Source organism: Alphaproteobacteria bacterium, assembly GCA_017308135.1.
In the GTDB taxonomy this organism is placed as follows: Bacteria; Pseudomonadota; Alphaproteobacteria; order CACIAM-22H2; family CACIAM-22H2; genus Tagaea.
On record JAFKFM010000010.1, the window covers coordinates 311,105 to 329,928 of the forward strand.

Here is an 18,824-nt window from a genome sequence, read left to right on the forward strand (position 1 = left end):
ACGGCCGGTCACTTGCGCGGCCGCATCGTTCCGCGCGACGATGCGCCATGTTCGACGAACGCCCCGCGACGTACCCTTCGCAGCGCCGGCCGTGGCGCAGTCCGCGCAAGCGTGACGGCGGCTTGCTGGTCGGCGCGGCGATCGGCGTGGGCCGTGCCGCGACCGCGGCCGAACGCGGCGGTGCGGATTTCCTGCTGGCGCTGAATGCAGGTCGGTTGCGGGTGCGCGGCGCCACGTCGCTCGCTTCGATGCTGCCGCTCGCCGATTCCAACGCCTACACGCTCGATTTCGCGCGCGCGGAGATTCTGCGCCGCGTCGCGATCCCGGTTTTTTTCGGCGCTTGCGCCTTCGATCCGCAGCTCGATATCGGCGCCTTCGTGCGCGATCTGGCCGACGAAGGCTTCGCGGGTGTGGCCAATTTTCCGACCGTCACGCATATCAGCGGCCGGTTTCGCGCGGCGCTGGAGGCGGCGGGGCTCGGCTATGCCCGCGAAGTGGCGCTGCTGAAGGCGGCCAAACGCGAAGGCTTGGCGGCGTTCGGTTATGCCAAGACGCGCGACGAGGTCGATGCGCTGATCGAAATCGGGGCCGATATCGTCTGCGTCAATTTCGGCTGGAACGCCGGCGGTCCGGCGGGATTCGACGAATGGGTCGGACTCGACGAAGCGACCGAGCGCGCGCGTCAGCTCGTGCGGCGCATCCGGCGTGCGGCACCCGGCACGATCTGCGTCATCGAAGGCGGGCCGATCGTGACGCCCGAGCAGATGTACCAAGTCTGCGCGCAAGCCGGCGCCGACGGCTATGTCGGCGGTTCGACGCTCGATCGCTTGCCGTTCGAACTCGCGGTGATGCAATCGACGTCGGCTTTCAAGACGGCGGCGGTCGTCGGCCAGCGCGCCTTGGCCGACAAAGCGGGTGGGGCGCGCACGCCGGGCTTCGGCGGGTTGGTCGGGCAATCGGCGGCGTTCCGCGAATTGATGGCGACGATCGGGCGCGTCGCGGCGAACGATCTGCCGGTGCTGATCGTCGGCGAAGCGGGGTCGGGCAAGTCGCTGGCCGCGCGCGCGATCCACGCGGCGGGACCGCGACGGCGCGGACCGGTGATCGTCGTCGATGGCGGGGCCGATGCGGCCGAAACCGAGTTGAAACTATTCGGGCGCGAGGCGAGCGAGGGGCAGAAGCGTCGCATCGCCGCGATCGAAGCCGCCGATACGACGGTGATCGTCGAACGTTTCGAACGCTTGCGGGCGGATCTGCAATTGCGTATCGCCGCGTGGCTCGAAAGCGGCAATTTCGAACGCGGCGGCGGGGCGCCGGTGCGCGGGCTCGCGCGGCTGATCGGCATGACGTCGTCCGATCCGCTGCGGCTGGCGGCGGAAGGCGCGTTGCGCGAGGATCTTCTCGCGCGTTTCCTGCCCGCGCGCGTCGATGTGCCGTCGTTGCGGGATCGATTGGACGACGTGCCGCTGATCGCGCGCCATGTTCTGGCCTCACTGCCGGGGCAAGCGCCCACGCTCGACGCCGAAGCCTATCGCGCTTTGCTGCGCCACGCCTGGCCCGGCAATCAACGCGAATTGCGCGCGGTGCTGGAACGTTGCGCGCTTCGCACGCGCGGTGGAAGTATCTCGGCCGCGGCGATCGAAGACGCGATCGCGGGCGCTGCCGCACCCGCACCGGCGGATCCGGAAGACGAGCGCGGCTGGATCGTCGAAGGATTGCGCCGCCATCGCTTCCGGCGCGGGGCGGCGGCGGCCTATCTCGGCCTGTCGCGCAAGACGCTCTACAACAAGATGCGCCGTTACGGCATCGACGGCTAAGTTCCGAGGGGGAGCACCACGCCGCGCGCCTTCGCACACGCCGCGTCGAGCGCGGTGTCATAGCCGGCGGCGCGATGGACCAGAACGGGGGCGCCCTTCAGCGCCGCGCATGCCGCGTCGATCGCCGCCGCCGCTGTTTTATTCGCGCGCTTGTCCGGCGTGGCAGGGCCGGGATGCAAGGCGACGCGCGTTGCGCCGTCGGCCAGCAGCGCTTTGGCCGCGGCAAGATCGGTCGCGAGGGCGAGTGTGGCGAAGCCCGCCGCCTTCGCCGCGCGCACGAATGCGAGATCGGCGCTCAGGCCGTAGCCGGCGGTCGCGATGGCGCGCGCGGTTTCGCCGTCGAAGAGTTGCGCCGACGGAAACGTCGCGAGCGCTTCGACACCCGCCCGCTTGGCCGCGCGAAACACGGTCGGCAGATGTAAAAAAGGATCGCCCGCGAACAACGCGAGATGCGTGTTCTTGTTCGGCTTCGCTATGCCGTCGAGTGCGGCGAGGGCGGCGCCGTTCGCATCGCACACCGGCAAATGAACAAGGATTTCCGCTTGCGCCGCCGGCAGTTTCGCCATCGCGGGGCAAACAACCCAGCCGGTCGCCGGTGTTTCACCCGGTCCCGGAAAGGTTGTCGTCAGCCGAAATTCTTCCTTTTTCATATCAACTGTTTACTTGCCGATTACCCGAAATTACCCAACAACCCTTCCGCGCAACGTGGCATGGCATGCCGCCCCGTTCAATAGTCGCGGTCGCCGCCGCGTGATGATTCCCGGCATGTACCGGAATTCGGACGCGACGGTGGAGAGGAATCGTTCGCGCCCGTGACGTCGCAACTCGCCCTGACGATCATATTGAACGGCCTGACTCTGGCGGCGCTGTATTTCATCGTCGCGAGCGGCTTCTCGTTGATCTTCGGCCTGATGCGCACGGTCAACATGGCGCATGGCTCGCTCTATATGGTCGGCGCCTATGTCGGTTACGCGCTGTGGGAGCCGCTTTACGACGCCGATGCGTGGTACGCGTGGTATGTCGGGGTCGCCATGGGCATGGCCGCCGCGGCGATCGTCGGCGTGGCGATGCAGCGCGTGGTGCTCGGCTGGATGCAAGGCCAGGAATTGCGACAAGCGCTGGTGACGATCGGCCTGTCGATCATCATCGCCGATCAGATCCTGGCTTATTACGGCGGCAATCCGCGCCAGTTCTTCGCGCCCGACGCGATTTTCGGCGCTTCCGAATTGCCCGGTATCGGCCGCTATCCGACATTCCGCTTGTTCCAGATCGGCGTCGCCGTCGTCGTCGGCATAGGGCTGTGGCTGCTTTTGAACCGCACCAAAGTCGGCTTGATGATCCGCGCGGGCGTCGACGATCGCGACATGTTGTCGGCCTGCGGCGTCGACGTGCCGAAGATCAACATCATCGTCTTCGCGCTGGGCGCAGCACTCGCCGGGCTCGGCGGCGTGATCGGCGCCACGGCGCAGCCGCTTGCCCAGGGCGTGGACGGGCGCTTCCTGTTGATCTCGCTGGTCGTCGTCATCGTCGGCGGCATGGGCTCGATCACGGGGACCGCGATCGGCGCGATCCTGGTGGGCCTTGCCGAACAGATCGGACAGGCGCTGTTCCCGACCTATTCAGTGATCCTCACCTTCGTCATCATGGTCGTCGTGCTGGCGCTGCGCCCGCAAGGCATCATGGGGCGGCTGCGATGAGCGCTTGGCTGCGCACGCCCGTGGGGATGGCGTCGGCCGCGACGCTGGCGTTGCTGTTGCTGCTGCCGGCAATATTGCCGGAGTTGATGCCGCAGAATCAGGCGCGCTTCTGGCTCGCCAACATTTTCGGCCGCGCGATCATCTATGGCATTATCGCGATGTCGCTGATCTTCCTGGCGACCTATGGCGGTCTCGTCTCGCTGGCGCAGATGAGCCTCGCGGGTGTGGCCGGTTACGTCGTCGCGATCACGATCAACGGGGCGGCGCCCAGCATCGTCGGCGGTTTGTCCTACGCGGCGGCGATCCCGCTGGGGATCGCGGCGGCGACGCTGGCGGCGCTGTTCGTCGGCCTCGTCTCCGTCCGCACGCGCGACATCTATCTGCTGATGATTACGTTGGCTTTGGCGATGGGCTTCTTCCGCTTCGTCGAAACCAATCTCGCCTGGTTCAACGGCTACGAAGGGATTCGCAACGTGTTGGGGCCGACGGTCTTCGGCCTGCCGTTCCGCGAACCGCATGTCCTCTATTACGTGTCGCTGGCCGTCGCCGTGCTGCTCTATGCGGCCGTGCTCTATCTCGTGCGCTCGCCCTTCGGCTTGGTGCTGCAAGGGATCCGCGACAATCCGCGCCGCGTGGCGGCGCTGGGCTACAACGTCGCACTCCATCGCATCGCCGCGTTCGGCGTGGCGGGGTTCATCGCCGGCTGCGGCGGCGTGCTGGCGACGATCTACAATATCGGGATTTCGCCAGGCTCCATCGGCTTGGGCGCCACGGTCAACGTGCTGATCATGAGCGTGATCGGCGGCCTCGGCCATCCGATCGGCGCCTTCATCGGCTCGCTGATCTTCGCCTTTTTCGACACGTTCGCGGCGTCGATCTACGACCGCAACCGCTTCAACACGCTGATCGGAATCGTCTTCCTCGTCATCGTGCTGCTCTCGCCCGACGGCGTGATCGGCCTCGCCAAACGCGTGGGGGCGTTCATGCGGCGCGATTGACGCGAAGGTACAAGCGGGCGGGAACGAGGTTCCGGACCGGCCGCGCACGATCAACCGGAACCGCAAACCATGGAGGAAACCAATGTCGCTTCGTCTCTCCCGGCGTTCGGCTCTCAAAGGGGCGGGTGCACTCGCCCTCACCGCGGCGGCGACCGGCGCCATCAAGGCCCCGGCGATCGCCCAGAACACCCCGATCCGTCTCGGCTCGGTCACGACGCTCGAAGGTCCGTTCGCGACCGGCGGGCAAGACGCCTATCGCGCGATGGAAATGCTGCTCCAAGCCGACAACTTCACCATCGGCGGGCGCCGCATCGAATGGACGCGCGAATCCTCGAACGCGCAGGCCGACGTGGCGCTGGCCCGCGCGCGCAAACTCATCGAGCAGGACAACGTCGACATCATCGTCGGCCCGCTGTCGGGTGCGGAAGGCATCGCGCTGAAGGATTACTCGGCGACGCTGACCGGCAAGACGATCGTCAACGGCTCGTCGGGCGCTTCGGACACCACGCTGCGCAATCCATCGCGGAACTTCTTCCGCTTCAACACCGACGGCACGCAATGGATGGCGGGTCTCGGCAACTATGTGCGCCGTACGCTCAACGTGTCGGAAGTCACGGTCGTCGCGGGTGACTACGCGTTCCCCTACGCGCAGGTCTTCGGCTTCAGCCTTGAATACTGCCGTGCGGGCGGCAAGGTGAATTATCTGTGGTCGCCCTTGGGCACCACCGATTTCGCCTCGCAGATCGCGCAGATCCCGCGCAGCTCGGGCGCGCTGGTCGTCGTCCATGGCGGCACCGACGGTCTGGCGTTCATGACCCAATACGCCCAGGCTGGCGGCAATCTGCCGATCATCGGCGGCTCGATCATGGCCGACCAGACCATGCTGTCGGCGCGCGGTCCCCATCGCCGCCTGATGGTGGGCATGGTGGCTTCCGGCCCGATGGCCGACGTCATCGACGATCCGATGTGGACCGATTTCGTCGCGCGCTACAAGCGCATGCCGAACGCGTTCCCGTCGCCGTCGATCCACGCGGTCAACTATTCGACCAACCTGATGGGCGTGATCCGGGCGTTGAAGGAGGTCAACGGCGACCTCTCCAACAACCAGGCCGCGTTCCAGCGCGCGCTGGCGGCGCAAAAGTTCAAGGCGCCGACCGGGGCGGATGTGTCGCTCGACCATAACCGCCAGGCGGTTTCCGACATCTTCCTGACGAAGATCGAGGAACGGGGCGGCGCGCCGATGACGGTCGCGTTCGAACGCGCGCGTCAGATCAACCAAACGCTGGGCACGCCGGAGCCGGCGTTCCTGGCGCTGGGCGCGCCCTCGCGCAACAACACGGGCTGCATCGCCGCATCCTGACGCGGACGAGGCAACGGTGAAGGGGCGGGGGCCGGGAAGCCGGTCCCCCTCCCGATCCGCGGCTGGAAACACGAGATGACACCAACACCCGCGATCGAATTGAAGAATGTCGGCCGCCGTTTCGGCGCGTTGCAGGCCGTGCGCGACGTCACGTTCGACGTGGCGGTGGGCGAACGGCGCGCCGTGCTCGGCCCCAACGGGGCGGGCAAGACGACCTTGTTCAACACGATCTGCGGCGATTTTCCGCCGACCGCCGGCACGATCAAGCTGTTCGGCGAGGATATTTCGCATTTGCCCGCGCATACGCGCGCGCGGCGCGGTATCGGGCGTACCTACCAGCAATCGCTGCTGTTCGACGGGCTCAGCGTGCGCGACAATATTTTCGTCGCGGTGCGCGGGGTGAAACCCAACCGTTTCAGCTTCCTGGCGCCCGGCCGGTCCGATGCGCATCTCGCCCAAGCGCGCGACGTCGCCGAACGCGTGCGCCTGACGCATCTGCTGGACGTGAATGTCGGCGATTTGAGTCACGGCCAACGCCGCCAACTCGAAGTCGGGATGGCGCTCGCAGCCGAGCCGAAACTGCTGATGCTCGACGAGCCCGCCGCCGGCCTTTCGCCGGTCGAGCGGCCCGAGCTTCTACGCCTGCTGCGCGATCTGCCGCGCGATCTGACGATCGTGCTGATCGAACACGACATGGACGTCGCCTTGCCCTTCGCCGATCTGGTGACGGTGATGAAGGACGGCGAAGTCGTGGTCTCCGACACGCCCGGCCGGATCCAGAACGATCCGGTCGTGCACGAAATTTATCTCGGCCATAGCGGCCGCAAGCACTGAAGGACAGCGACGATGCCCCGCTTCGAACGCAAGAAACTCCTCGCGAAGTTCCAGAACATGGTGAAGAAGCGCATTCCCATCGTCGGCGGCGGTGCGGGGACGGGCTTGTCCGCCAAATGCGAGGAAGCGGGCGGCATCGACCTGATCGTGATCTACAATTCCGGCCGCTATCGCATGGCGGGCAGGGGCTCTCTTGCCGGTGTTCTCGCCTACGGCAACGCCAACGACATCGTGAAGGATATGGCGCGCGAAGTGCTGCCGGTCGTCAAGCGCACGCCGGTGCTCGCGGGCGTCAACGGCACCGATCCCTTCGCCATCATGGATCATCTGCTCGACGAACTCGCGGCGCTGGGCTTCTCGGGCGTGCAGAATTTCCCGACCGTCGGCCTGATCGACGGCACGTTCCGCGCCAATCTCGAGGAGACGGGCATGGGCTACGGCCACGAGGTCGACATGATCCGCCTCGCGCGCCAGAAGGATCTGCTGACCACGCCTTACGTGTTCAACCCCGACGAAGCGGTCGAGATGGCGAAGGCGGGGGCCGACATTATCGTCGCGCATATGGGATTGACGACGGGCGGCGCCATCGGTGCGGAAACCTCGCTGTCCTTGAAGGATTGCCCCAAGCTGATCGACGAATGCGCGGAAGCCGCCAAGCGCGTGCGCAAGGACGTGATCGTGCTGTGTCACGGCGGGCCGATCGCGAATCCCGACGACGCGCAATTCGTGCTGCGCAATACGCGCAATTGTCACGGCTTCTACGGCGCTTCGTCGATGGAGCGTTTGCCGACCGAAACCGCGCTCGTCGAGCAGACGAAGCGCTTCAAGAACGTGGAGTTCTGACCATGGCCCGCGCCTATGCCAGCACGATCATCGATGCGCCCGTCGAGAAGGTCTGGGGCGTCGTCCGCGATTTCAACGGCCTGCCGAATTGGAATCCGGCGATCGCGAAAAGCAAAATCGAGGACGGGCTCGCGTCCGACGTCGTCGGCTGCGTGCGCAGCTTCCATCTGAACGACGGCACGCATGTGCGCGAGCGTCTGCTGAGCCTCAACGACGCCGATCGCAGCTTCAGCTACAATTTCGAAACGCCGGCATTTCCGGTGAGCGATTATCTCGCCACGCTGCGGGTGATCCCGGTCACGGCGGGCGACCGCAGCTTCGTCGAATGGGAAGCGACGTTCGAGGAACCGGCCAACGAGCGCGGCAAATACGAAGCGATCGTGTCGCGCGACGTGTTCGCGGGCGGCCTCGCCTCGCTCGCGACCGCGGTCGCGAAGGCCGAAACGCCGGTGGGTGCCAAACGCTGGAAAGGCCGGCGCCCGGCGAAGGTTTTCGCTTCGACCGTCATCCGGGGGGCCACGAAAGACGTGTGGCCCATCTTGCGCGATTTCGCGGGCATGGGCGAATGGCATTCCGACATCACGAAGATGCATATGCTCGACGGCAAGCGGTCGGATCAGGTTTCGGGCGTGCGCGAATTCCTGTTCGGCGAGGGCTTGCTGCACGAGGAATTGCTGCATGTCTGCGACCGCACGCGCAGCTTTTCCTACCGCATCAACAAAAGCCCGATGCCGTGGCTCGAATACGTCGCGGGCGCGCGGCTCTATCCGATCACCGACCGCAATCACACCTTCGCCGTGTGGACCGCCGATTGGGACGCCAGCGCCAACGACGATGTCGAGTTGATCCCGACGGTCCACAACAACGTGTTCCTCAAGGCGTTCGACACGATCGACGCCAAGTATTTCGGCGGCGGCAAATGACATCGCCGCTGCTGGAGATCGTCGATCTTCAGGTCCATTACGGGCGGGCCCATGTGCTGCAAGGCGTGTCGCTGCGCTTGTCGCGCGGCGTGCTGGGCGTGATCGGCCGCAACGGCATGGGCAAAACGACCTTATGCCAGACGATCATCGGCCTGAAGGCGGCGACATCCGGCTCGATCAAATTCATGGGGCAAGAATTGATCGGCCTGCCGCCCAACAAGATCGCCAATCTCGGCATCGGCTACGTGCCGCAAGGGCGGCGTACTTGGCCGTCGCTGACGGTCGACGAACATTTGCGCTTGGTCGCGCAGAAGCGTCCGCCCGCGGGCGGCTGGACGATCGAGCGCGTCTACGCGACGTTTCCGCGCCTCGCCGAGCGGCGGCGCAATGGCGGCACGCAGCTTTCCGGCGGCGAACAGCAGATGCTGGCGATCGGCCGCGCCTTGCTGCTCAACCCGCGTCTTCTGGTGATGGACGAGCCGACCGAAGGCCTTGCTCCGGTCATCGTCGAGCAGGTCGAGGCGCTGCTGAAAAGCCTCGCCGCCGACGGTTCGCTCGCGGTGTTGCTGGTCGAGCAGAATTTGGGCGTGGCGACCGCGACGGCCGAGACCGTCGCGATCGTCGTCAACGGCGGTATCGCGCGCGAAATGCCGGCCGCCGATCTGGCCGCCGACCGCGAATTGCAGGAACGCCTGCTCGGCACCCGCGTCGACGCATAAGGAAAGGACGAGACGATGCCTGCGCAGAACCGCGTCTATGTCGTCGGCACCTACGACACCAAGTCGCGCGAGCTTCTCTATATGAAAGCGCTGCTCGACCGTGCGGGTGTGGCGGCGCTGTCGGTCGATCTGTCGACCTCGGGCAAGGAATCTTCCGCCGACATCAAGCCGGAGGAAATCGCGGCGCATCATCCCCACGGGATTTCGGCCGTGTTCACCGGCGATCGCGGCGCATCGGTCTCGGCGATGACCGTCGCGTTCGAGCGTTTCGTGGCGACGCGCGACGATATCGGCGGCATGCTGTCCGCCGGTGGATCGGGCGGGACGGCGCTGGCCACACCGGGGATGCGCGCTTTGCCGGTCGGCGTGCCCAAAATCATGGTCTCGACCGTCGCGTCGGGCGATGTCGGGCGCTATGTCGGCCCCGCCGATATCATGATGATGTATTCGGTTGTCGATGTGCAGGGACTCAACCGTATTTCCGAACGCGTGCTCGCCAACGCCGCGCATGCGATGGCGGGCATGGCGTCGAACGCGATCGAAGCGTCGGCGCAGACCAAACCCACGCTGGGGATGACGATGTTCGGCGTCACCACGCCCTGCGTGCAGGAATTGCAGCGGCTGCTGTCGCCCGATTACGATTGCCTCGTCTTCCATGCGACGGGGACCGGCGGTCAGTCGATGGAAAAGCTGGCCGATTCTGGTTTGCTCGAAGGCGTGATCGACGCGACGACGACCGAGGTTTGCGACCATCTATTCGGCGGCGTGTTTCCTTGCACCGACGACCGGCTCGGCGCCTTCGCGCGTACGCGCATTCCCTATGTCGGATCGTGCGGCGCGCTCGACATGGTCAATTTCGGGCCGCTCGAGACCGTGCCGGCGAAGTACAAAGGCCGCAATCTTTACGTCCATAATCCGCAAGTCACGCTGATGCGCACGACGGCGGAGGAAAACGCGCAAATGGGCGAATGGATCGCGGAACGCCTGAACCGTTGCGAAGGTCCGGTGCGGTTCCTCATTCCGGAAGGCGGGGTGTCGCTGATCGATGCGCCGGGCAAGCCATTCCACGATCCCGCCGCCGATGCCGCGTTGTTCGACGCGTTGGCGCGGCGCTTCAAAAGTGCGGGCGACCGCCAGTTGATGCGTTTGCCGTTCGCGATCAACGATCCCGAATTCGCCAAAGCGTTGGCGGAGACCTATTTGCGCATCAAGGGCTGATCGGCCGCGCGGTCGAATCGCGGACGAGCAACGCGGGCTCCAGAACGATCTGTTCGGCGGGCAACACGCGGCCATTCGCGGAGCGGACGCGTTCGAGCAGCGTTTCCATGCAGCGATTGGCCATGGCCTCGGATGGCTGCACGACGACGCTGACGCGCGGCCGGATAACGTCGAACCACGGCAGATCGTCGATCGCCATGACCGAAAGGTCGCGCGGCACCGACAGCCCCGCATCGGCGACGGCGCGCAACATGCCCAGCGCCAAATGGTTGTTGGTCGCGATGATCGCGGTCGGCCGGTCGGGCCGGGCGATCAGGCGCTGAGCCGCGCGGAAGGCGGCGGCTTCGTCGAACGCCATTTTCTCGACGAAGCTTTCCTCGAGCAACACGCCCTGGCGCGCGAAGGCTTCGCGGAACCCGTCGACGCGGTGGCGCGCGATCGCCATTTCCGGTGAGCCCATGATGACCGCGACTTTGCGGTGGCCGAGCGCGTGGAGATGCTCGGCCGCCAGCGCGCCCGCCATCCGGTTGTCGATCGTGACGGAGTCGAAATCGAGCCCGTCGAGCCGCCGATCCAGCAAGATCGCGGGGAAGGGCAAGCGGGTGAGGGCGGCGATCCGCCCGGCCCAACTGTCGCGCGTCGGCACCAGGATCATGCCGTCGGCGCGCTGCGACAGCAGCAGTTGCAGATTGCGCCGCTCGCGCTCGGGGTCTTCGGCGCTGTTGCACAGGATGACCGAATAGCCGGCCTCGCTCGCGCGCTTCTCCAGCGCATCGACGAGCGTGAGGAAGAACGGGTTGGTGATGTCGGCGACGAGCAAGCCGAGAATGCGGCTCGCACCGCTGCGCAAACTGCGCGCGCTGGCATGCGGCGCGTAGCCGAGTTGATTCGCGGCGGCGACGACGCGGGCGAGGAGTTCCTCGCTGACGAAACCCGTGCCGTTCAGCGCTTTCGACACCGTCGCGACGGATACGTCGGCGAGGCGGGCGACTTCGCGAATTGTCGGTAACTCGGCGATCGGAGTCTCCTCCAGAAAAACGATTTTCTAAATTGTAGAATGTCGAACGATCTTCGGCAAGTTCCGAAGCCTTAAATTAACTTTGTTTTTTCAGATGATTGTGTCGGCTTGTGAGATTCATCTTGCCGGTTTCGATCGACTGCGGATAAAGTCAAAAAAACGATTAACTAAGTGAAGGAGGATCGCTTGCTGGGCTATGTCGCGGTCCGGTTGCTCTCGGCCATACCCGTGCTCGGCATCGTCGCGGTCTTCGTCTTCTTTCTTTTGACGATGATCCCGGGCGATCCCGCACAGGTGATCGCCGGCGATTTCGCGTCGCCCGAGCAAGTCCAGCAAATCCGCGCGGCCCTTCAGCTCGATCGGCCGCTCGCCGAACGTTTCGTCGCTTGGGCGCTGCGCCTGGCGAGCGGCGATTTCGGCAAGTCGCTGTTCTCCGGCATTCCGGTCGCCCAGCTTGTCGGCCAGCGCATCGAGCCGACTTTGATGCTGGCGACGATGACCGTATGCATCGCCGTCGTGATCGCCGTGCCGCTCGGTCTCGTCGCCGCCTATAAGCCCGGCGGATGGGTCGCGCGCGTGTCGATGACCACGGCGGTCCTCGGCTTCTCGCTGCCCGTGTTCATCGTCGCTTATCTGCTCGTCTATCCGTTCGCGCTGGGACTGCGCTGGTTTCCGGTGCAAGGCTATGTGCCGCTGTCGCAAGGGCTGTGGGCGTGCCTGCATAGCCTGACGCTGCCCGCGCTGGCGCTGTCGCTCCTCTATATCGCGTTGATCGCACGCGTCACCCGCGCGGCGGTCTTGGAAGTGCTGCGCGAGGATTACGTGCGCACCGCCCATGCCAAGGGCCTCGCGGAACGGCGTGTTCTGGTGCGCCACGTGTTGCGTAATGCCGCCGTGCCGGTCGTCACCGTGGTCGGCATCGGGTTCGCCGCCTTGCTCGGCGGCGTGGTGGTGACAGAAACGATCTTCAGCATTCCCGGTCTCGGTCGGTTGACGGCGGACTCCATCCTGCGCCGCGACTATCCGGTCGTGCAGGCGCTGATCCTGCTGTTCTCGACCGTCTATGTCGTGGTCAATCTCGGCGTCGATCTGATCTACGCCGCGATCGACCCGCGGATCCGGTACTGACCGATGGCCGCGCCCGAAGCTTCGATGCCCCTCGCGAACGCGGACATGCCCGTCTCGGCGCTAGCAGCGTTGCGCCGGCGGCCGCTTTTCCTGATCTGCGTGGGCGTCGTCGTGGCGTTCGCGCTGCTGGCGCTGGTCGTGCCGTTCCTGCCGGTCGATCCGGCGGTGTTGAATCCGCTGCGCCGCTTGCGCGCGCCATCGATGCTCGAGCCGTTCGGCACCGACCATGTCGGCCGCTCGGTCCTCGCGCGCACGCTTTGGGGCACGCAGATATCGCTCGGCGTGGGCCTGGCCGTCGCGGCGTTGACGACGCTCGCGGGCGTGTCGATCGGCTTGCTCGCGGGATATATCCGCGCCCTCGACATGGTGCTGATGCGCGTGATGGACGCGGTGATGGCCGTACCGGCCATTTTGCTGGCGATCGCGCTGGTGGCGCTGATCGGGGCGGGGCCGGTCGTCATCGTGGTCGCGATCAGCATGCCGGAAATCCCCCGCATGGCGCGCACCGTGCGCGCGGGCGTGCTGGTCCTGCGCGAATTGGCGTTCGTCGAAGCGGCGACGATCTGCGGCGGGCGTTTGTCGACCATTCTGCTGCGCCACATCCTGCCCTCGGTCGCCGGCCCGGTGCTGGTGCAAGCGACCTATGTGTTCGCCGCCGCGATGATCCTGGAAGCGATCCTGTCGTTCCTGGGGGCCGGCACGCCGCCCGACGTCGCAAGCTGGGGCAACATGATGGCCGAGGGCCGCCAATATCTCGAGATCGCGCCGTGGATATTGGTGTTCCCGGCGATCGCGCTGACGATCCTGGTTCTCGCCATCAACGTGATCGGCGACGAGCTGCGCGACATGCTCGATCCGGAGAGCGCGCGATGATGGCCCCGTTGCTCGACGTTCAGGGCCTGGAAATCTCGCTGCGTACGGGCGATGCCGCGCGGCCGCTGGTGCACGATCTGAGCTTCCGGATCGAGGCGGGCGAAGCGCTCTGCCTGGTGGGCGAAAGCGGCAGCGGCAAAAGCGTTACCGCACTGGCGTTGATGGGCTTGCTCGATCCCAAGAAGCTGCGCCCGACCGCCGGGCGCGCGATGTTCGAAGGCCAGGATTTGCTGGCGCTGCCGCCCGACCGGATGCGTGCCTTGCGCGGCCATCGCATCGCCATGGTGTTCCAGGAGCCGATGAGCGCGCTCAATCCCGTGCAGCGCATCGGCGATCAGATCGCCGAAACGATCCGCGAGCATCGCGGCACGTCGGCGCGCGACGCGGAACGCCAGGCGGTCGATCTGCTCGATCTCGTCCAAGTACCCGACGCGAAGCGGCGCGCGCGCGAATATCCGCACCAGCTTTCCGGCGGCATGCGCCAGCGCGTGATGATCGCGATGGCGGTGGCGCTGCGCCCCGCCTTGCTGATCGCCGACGAGCCGACGACGGCGCTGGACGTGACGATCCAGGCCCAAGTCCTGTCGCTGATCGACGATCTGCGCCGCGAACTGGGAACGGCCGTGCTGCTGATCACACATGATCTGGGCGTGGTGGCGGAAATCGCCGACCGCGTGCTCGTGCTTTACGCGGGCCGCGCGGTCGAGCAAGCGCCGGTCGCAACGTTGTTCGACGCGCCCGAGCATCCCTATACGGCCGCGCTGATCCAATCGATCCGCCATTTGCAAACCTTCGCCGAAGGCGACCGCTTGATCGAGATTCCGGGCGGCATGCCCGCACCGGGCCGCTGGGTCGAGGGCTGCGCCTTCGCCGAGCGCTGCGCCTATGCGCTGCCCGATTGCGCGACGCGTTTGCCCGATTTCCGCCGCCGCGCGCCGGAGCATTTCGCCGCATGCTGGCGCACGCCGCCTTTCGGGGGTGCGGGGAGATGAGCATCGTGCTGGAAGCGGTGGGCCTCACCAAAACCTTCACGCTGGGCGGCGGCTTTTTTGGCTTGGGCGTCAAGCGGACGATCCGCGCGGTCGACGATGTCAGCTTCACGATCGGCAAAGGGCGCACGCTGTGCGTCGTGGGCGAAAGCGGCTGCGGCAAGACGACGATCGGCCGGATGATTCTGCGCCTGACGGCGCCCAGTGCCGGTAGCGTGCGCCTGGAAGGCGAGGATTTCACCCAATTGCGCGGCGAGGAGCTGCGCACGCGCCGCCAGCGCGTGCAGATGGTCTTTCAAGACCCCGCCGCGTGCCTCAACGCGCGAATGACGGCCGCCGAGATCGTCGCGGAGCCGTTGGTCAATTTCGAATTGCTCGATTCTGCGGGCCGCGCGCGGCGCGTCGAACAGCTTTTCGATCAGGTCGGTCTGCCGCGCGGCATGATGGGCCGGCTGCCGCGCAATCTTTCGGGCGGGCAGCGTCAGCGCCTGGGGATCGCGCGCGCTTTGGCGTCGTCGCCAGCCGTGATCGTCGCCGACGAAGCAGTCGCCGCCCTCGACGTCTCGATCCGCGCGCAGATCCTCAATCTGCTGCGCGACGTGCAGCGTGAAACCGGTGTCGCGTATCTGTTCATCTCCCACGATCTCGCCGTCGTGCGTTACATCGCCGACGAAATCGCGGTGATGTATCTGGGCGCCATCGTCGAACGCGCGCCGGCGCGCGAATTGTTCGAAGCCCCCGCCCATCCTTATACGCGCGCGCTGATCGCCTCGATCCCCGCGACGCATCCCCGGTTCCGCAAGAAGCGCGCGGCGTTGACGGGCGAGGTGCCGAGCGCGGCGGCACTGCCCTCGGGCTGCCGCTTCCGCGCCCGCTGCCCGCTCGCCAGCGATATCTGCGCCGCGCAATCGCCGCCGATGCGTCAGATCGCGCCGGGACACGAAGTCGCCTGCCACAACACGACAACGATCAATCAGGGAGGATGAAACCGATGAGTTGGACAAGGAAACTGACGCTCGCCGTCTGTTCGGCCGCACTCTTCGCGGCGGCGAACGCCGCGCAGGCAGAGACCGTGCTGCGCGTGCGGCCGTTCGGCGATTTGAAGCAGATCGATCCCGTGATCACGTCGGACTATATGGTCCGCAATCACGGCTACATGGTCTACGACACGCTGTTCGCGCTGGACGAGAATCTGAATGTCAAGCCGCAGATGGTCGAGACGTTCACCGTCAGCGACGACAAGCTGACCTATCGCTTCGTGCTGCGCGACAAGCTGGCGTTCCACGACGGCAAAGCCGTAACGTCGGCCGATGTCGTCGCGTCGCTGAACCGCTGGATGGAGCGCGACGGTCTCGGCCAGCAGCTTAAGGCCGTGACGGCGCAGCTTGAAGCGTCGGATGGCAAGACGGTCGTGCTGCGCTTGAAGCAGCCCTGGGGCCTCGTGCTCGACGCGCTGGGCAAGCCCAGCTCCAACGTGCCCTTCATCATGCCCGCGTCGATCGCGGCCACACCCGCAAATACGGCGATCACCGATCCGATGGGGTCGGGCCCGTTCATCATGAAGCGCGACGAATGGGTGCCGGGTTCCAAGGTCGTTTACGTCAAGAACCCGAACTACGTGCCGCGCGCGGACGCCGCCAGCGGCCTTGCGGGCGCCAAGCTCGCCAAGGTCGATCGCGTCGAATGGCGTTACATCCCCGACGCGCAGGCGGCGATCAACGCGCTGCGCGCGGGCGAAATCGATATCCTCGAGGAAGTGCCGCCGGATTTTCTGCCGGCGTTGAAGAACGACGCGAATATCCGCACCCGCGCGCAGGACTCGCTCGGCATGCAGATGGTGTTCCGCATGAACACGATCCAGCCGCCGTTCGACAACCCGAAGATCCGCCAGGCGATCCGCTACATGATCGACCAGGAAGCGTTCGCGCGCGCCTTCGTCAACGATCCGGCGCTTTATAAAGATTGTCCGTCGTTCTTCATGTGCAGCTCGCCTTACTTCACGGATGCGGGCTGGGTGAAGCCGGATATCCGCAAGGCCAAGCAGTTGATCGCCGAAAGCGGCTATGACGGCACGCCGGTGGTCATTCTGCACGCCACGGAATCCGGGCCGACCAACACGTTCAGCCTGGTCGCCGCACAGCTGATGCGCGAGATCGGATTGAAGGTCGAGCCGCAGGCGATGGATTGGGGCACGCTGGTGGGCCGGCGCGCGTCGAAGGAGCCGGTGGGCAAAGGCGGCTGGTCGCTGTTCATGTCGGGCCCGACGGGGGCCGATATGATGGACCCGGCCGGGCATCTGGGCTTGCGGTCCAACTGCGACCGCGCGTGGTTCGGCTGGCCGTGCGACGAGGAGATCGAGAAGCTGCGCACGGCGTTCTCCAACGAGCCCGATCACGCCAAGAAGGTCGAGATCGCCAAGCAGATCCAGCTGCGCGCGGTGGATACCGTGCCGTACTGGCCGGCGGCGCAGTTGCACCTCGTTCGCGGGGTGCGCACCAGCGTCGACGGCATTCTGAATGCCGCGATCCCGGTCTACTGGAACATCACCAAGAAGTGATCCGGCGCATGGACTGAACGAAAAGGCCCGCATCTTGCGATGCGGGCCTTGCCGTTTCGAAGGATGGCGCTTGTTAGGGCGTCCCCATCACGGCGCCATGCTGATCGACGAGAAGTTCTGGAACCAGTTCTGGGCCTGCACGAAGCCCTTCACCTTGGCGCTCATCGCGCGCGGATTGACGTCGTGCGTGACCATCAAGAACAGAGCGTCGTCGACGTATTTTTCGTGGATCTTCTTGAGGACGGCGGTTTGGCCGTCCTTGTCGAAGGTATTGCGCACTTGATCGAACAGCTGGTCCATATCGGGGTCATTGTAGAAGCCCCAATTGGTACCCGCCGGCGGGGCGAGGTTACCCTGCAGATGGCGGATGAAGCCGGTGAACGGATCCTGGATGAAATAGGTGTAGTTCATCCCCGTCGCACCGCGCGACGTCTCGTGCTTGGCGCCCGCCCGCCAGATATTGATCAGCGTGTTCCAGTCGACGACTTCGAAATCGACCTTGATCCACGCTTCGGCAAGCCCCTGCTGCACCGCTTCGTTCATCGGCAAGGGCTGCATCTGGCCCGAGCCCGACGGCGCGATCAGGATCTTGGTCGTCAAGGGCTTCGACGCCGAGTAACCGGCTTCGGTCATCAGCTTGCGCGCTTCGGCGATGTCGTGCTTCAGCTTGAACTTCGGCTCGCCGAACCATTGATGGCCGGGCGGGAAAAAGCCTTGCGCCGGGATCGCCAGGCCGCTCAGCAATTCCTTGATGCCGTCGCGATCGACCGCGAGGTTGGCGGCCTTGCGGATACGGATATCGTTCCACGGGCTGCCTTCGACGCGGCTCAAATGCCAGGTCCAGTTATGCGGATAGGCGTTGACGACGATCGAGAAGCCGGCCGATTTCAGCGACGGAATCGCGTCGGGCGACGGCGCTTCGATCCAATCGACCTGACCCGAGCGCAAAGCCGCCGTGCGCGCCGAAGCCTCGGGCAGCGGGATCAGGATCAGCTTTTCGAGCTTGGGCACGCGCGTCTTGTCCCAATACTCGGCGAAGGGCACCATCTCGGCGCGCTCGCGCGGCACGAAATTGGTTAGCTTCCACGGGCCGGTGCCGGACGGCGTCTTGGCGAAGTTCTCCCACGACTTGCCGACCTTTTCCCACTGCGCCGGGCTCGAGTGCATGATCCAGGCGAGCTGATAGGGCAGGGTCGCGTCCGGCGACTTCGTCGTGATCTCGAGCGTGTATTTATCGACCGCCTTATAGGATGCGACCGCAGGGATACGCGTGCGGCCTTGCGCCGATTGGCGCGGATCGAATTGCGGGGCCTGCTGGTTCAGCAGCTTTTCGAAATTCCAGACCGCGGCTTCGGCGTCGAACGTCGATCCGTCGTGGAACTTGACGCCTTCGCGGATTTTGAAGGTCCATTTGTTCTTGTCGGTCGCGTCGACCGCCCAAGACGTGGCAAGGCCGGGAACCAGGTCGGACGGCTTATCGGCGCTGGTCAGATCCCAATTGATCAGGGAATCGTAGAGCGTGTAGCCGGTGAAGCGCTGACCTTCGCCGCCCTGGTCGGGCTGGCCCGTGGTCAGTGGAATATCCGACGCGGTCATGCCGATGCGCAACGTGCCTTGCGCGAAGACGCCGCCGGTCGACAAAGCGAGCGCCAAACCGGCGGCCGCGAAGATTTTCGAATGGAGCATAGCCCCCCCTTTGTTGAGCGAACGGGGCTGTCCTTCAATTTCCGTGCCCGTGCTGGAGACGCGACTTTTGCGGGCGGCGGCGCGTGGTGTGATTAAATTTAAGGCGCTCAACCGCTGCGTCTTGTGCCGATCCGCGGAATCATCCGCTTAATTCGCCTTTCCGG

17 protein-coding genes are annotated in these 18,824 nt (G+C 65.5%); 14 read left to right on the top strand and 3 right to left on the bottom strand.

What is annotated here, in order from left to right; genetic code table 11:
• The first annotated feature begins 47 nt into the window (after positions 1–47).
• Positions 48–1,817 (top strand): phosphoenolpyruvate hydrolase family protein, encoded by a 1,770-nt coding sequence (locus tag J0H39_18345; protein ID MBN9498717.1) that lies wholly within the window; start codon positions 48–50, stop codon positions 1,815–1,817.
• On the opposite strand, the gene J0H39_18350 is transcribed toward J0H39_18345, so the two are convergent.
• Positions 1,814–2,383, bottom strand: a complete 570-nt coding sequence (locus J0H39_18350) for a phosphoenolpyruvate hydrolase family protein (protein ID MBN9498718.1) — start codon at positions 2,381–2,383, stop codon at positions 1,814–1,816. The genes J0H39_18345 and J0H39_18350 overlap by 4 nt on opposite strands.
• A 246-nt stretch (positions 2,384–2,629) precedes the next feature.
• Between J0H39_18350 and J0H39_18355 the strand changes: the two genes are divergently transcribed.
• From J0H39_18355 to J0H39_18390, 8 genes are all read left to right on the top strand, one after another.
• Positions 2,630–3,514 carry a branched-chain amino acid ABC transporter permease gene (locus tag J0H39_18355; protein MBN9498719.1) on the top strand — a complete coding sequence of 295 codons (885 nt, stop codon included), beginning with the start codon at positions 2,630–2,632 and terminating at the stop codon, positions 3,512–3,514.
• A gap of 26 nt (positions 3,515–3,540) precedes the next feature.
• Positions 3,541–4,512: a branched-chain amino acid ABC transporter permease gene (locus J0H39_18360; GenBank protein MBN9498720.1), complete on the top strand. Its 972-nt coding sequence runs from the start codon at positions 3,541–3,543 to the stop codon at positions 4,510–4,512.
• A gap of 82 nt (positions 4,513–4,594) precedes the next feature.
• Complete coding sequence (locus J0H39_18365) at positions 4,595–5,872, top strand: ABC transporter substrate-binding protein (protein MBN9498721.1); 1,278 nt, start codon at positions 4,595–4,597, stop codon at positions 5,870–5,872.
• A gap of 75 nt (positions 5,873–5,947) precedes the next feature.
• Positions 5,948–6,706: an ABC transporter ATP-binding protein gene (locus J0H39_18370; protein ID MBN9498722.1), complete on the top strand. Its 759-nt coding sequence runs from the start codon at positions 5,948–5,950 to the stop codon at positions 6,704–6,706.
• A 12-nt stretch (positions 6,707–6,718) separates the two neighbouring features.
• On the top strand, positions 6,719–7,549 hold the full coding sequence (locus tag J0H39_18375) for a phosphoenolpyruvate hydrolase family protein (protein MBN9498723.1): 831 nt from the start codon (positions 6,719–6,721) through the stop codon (positions 7,547–7,549).
• A gap of 2 nt (positions 7,550–7,551) precedes the next feature.
• Complete coding sequence (locus tag J0H39_18380; GenBank protein MBN9498724.1) at positions 7,552–8,472, top strand: SRPBCC family protein; 921 nt, start codon at positions 7,552–7,554, stop codon at positions 8,470–8,472.
• Entirely contained in the window at positions 8,469–9,191 is a 723-nt protein-coding gene (locus tag J0H39_18385) for an ABC transporter ATP-binding protein (GenBank protein ID MBN9498725.1), read from the top strand. Before J0H39_18380 ends, J0H39_18385 begins: the two co-directional genes overlap by 4 nt.
• Before the next feature lie 15 nt (positions 9,192–9,206).
• Positions 9,207–10,409 (top strand): Tm-1-like ATP-binding domain-containing protein, encoded by a 1,203-nt coding sequence (locus tag J0H39_18390; protein ID MBN9498726.1) that lies wholly within the window; start codon positions 9,207–9,209, stop codon positions 10,407–10,409.
• Here the strand turns inward: J0H39_18390 and J0H39_18395 are convergent.
• On the bottom strand, positions 10,399–11,367 hold the full coding sequence (locus J0H39_18395; protein MBN9498727.1) for a LacI family DNA-binding transcriptional regulator: 969 nt from the start codon (positions 11,365–11,367) through the stop codon (positions 10,399–10,401). The two genes, J0H39_18390 and J0H39_18395, sit on opposite strands and share 11 nt — an antisense overlap.
• Positions 11,368–11,613: 246 nt before the next feature.
• Here J0H39_18395 and J0H39_18400 point away from each other — a divergent pair, with 246 nt between their 5' ends.
• The 5 genes from J0H39_18400 to J0H39_18420 are packed head-to-tail and all read left to right on the top strand — an operon-like array spanning position 11,614 to position 16,974.
• Positions 11,614–12,555: an ABC transporter permease gene (locus tag J0H39_18400; protein MBN9498728.1), complete on the top strand. Its 942-nt coding sequence runs from the start codon at positions 11,614–11,616 to the stop codon at positions 12,553–12,555.
• A 45-nt stretch (positions 12,556–12,600) separates the two neighbouring features.
• A complete protein-coding gene (locus J0H39_18405; GenBank protein MBN9498729.1) occupies positions 12,601–13,428 on the top strand; it encodes an ABC transporter permease in 828 nt (275 codons plus the stop codon).
• Positions 13,425–14,420: an ABC transporter ATP-binding protein gene (locus J0H39_18410; protein ID MBN9498730.1), complete on the top strand. Its 996-nt coding sequence runs from the start codon at positions 13,425–13,427 to the stop codon at positions 14,418–14,420. Before J0H39_18405 ends, J0H39_18410 begins: the two co-directional genes overlap by 4 nt.
• Positions 14,417–15,403, top strand: a complete 987-nt coding sequence (locus J0H39_18415; protein MBN9498731.1) for an ABC transporter ATP-binding protein — start codon at positions 14,417–14,419, stop codon at positions 15,401–15,403. The genes J0H39_18410 and J0H39_18415 overlap by 4 nt, the downstream gene beginning before the upstream one ends.
• 5 nt (positions 15,404–15,408) lie before the next feature.
• Positions 15,409–16,974 (top strand): ABC transporter substrate-binding protein, encoded by a 1,566-nt coding sequence (locus tag J0H39_18420; GenBank protein ID MBN9498732.1) that lies wholly within the window; start codon positions 15,409–15,411, stop codon positions 16,972–16,974.
• A gap of 87 nt (positions 16,975–17,061) precedes the next feature.
• On the opposite strand, the gene J0H39_18425 is transcribed toward J0H39_18420, so the two are convergent.
• Positions 17,062–18,660 carry an ABC transporter substrate-binding protein gene (locus tag J0H39_18425; GenBank protein ID MBN9498733.1) on the bottom strand — a complete coding sequence of 533 codons (1,599 nt, stop codon included), beginning with the start codon at positions 18,658–18,660 and terminating at the stop codon, positions 17,062–17,064.
• Positions 18,661–18,824: the final 164 nt, after the last annotated feature.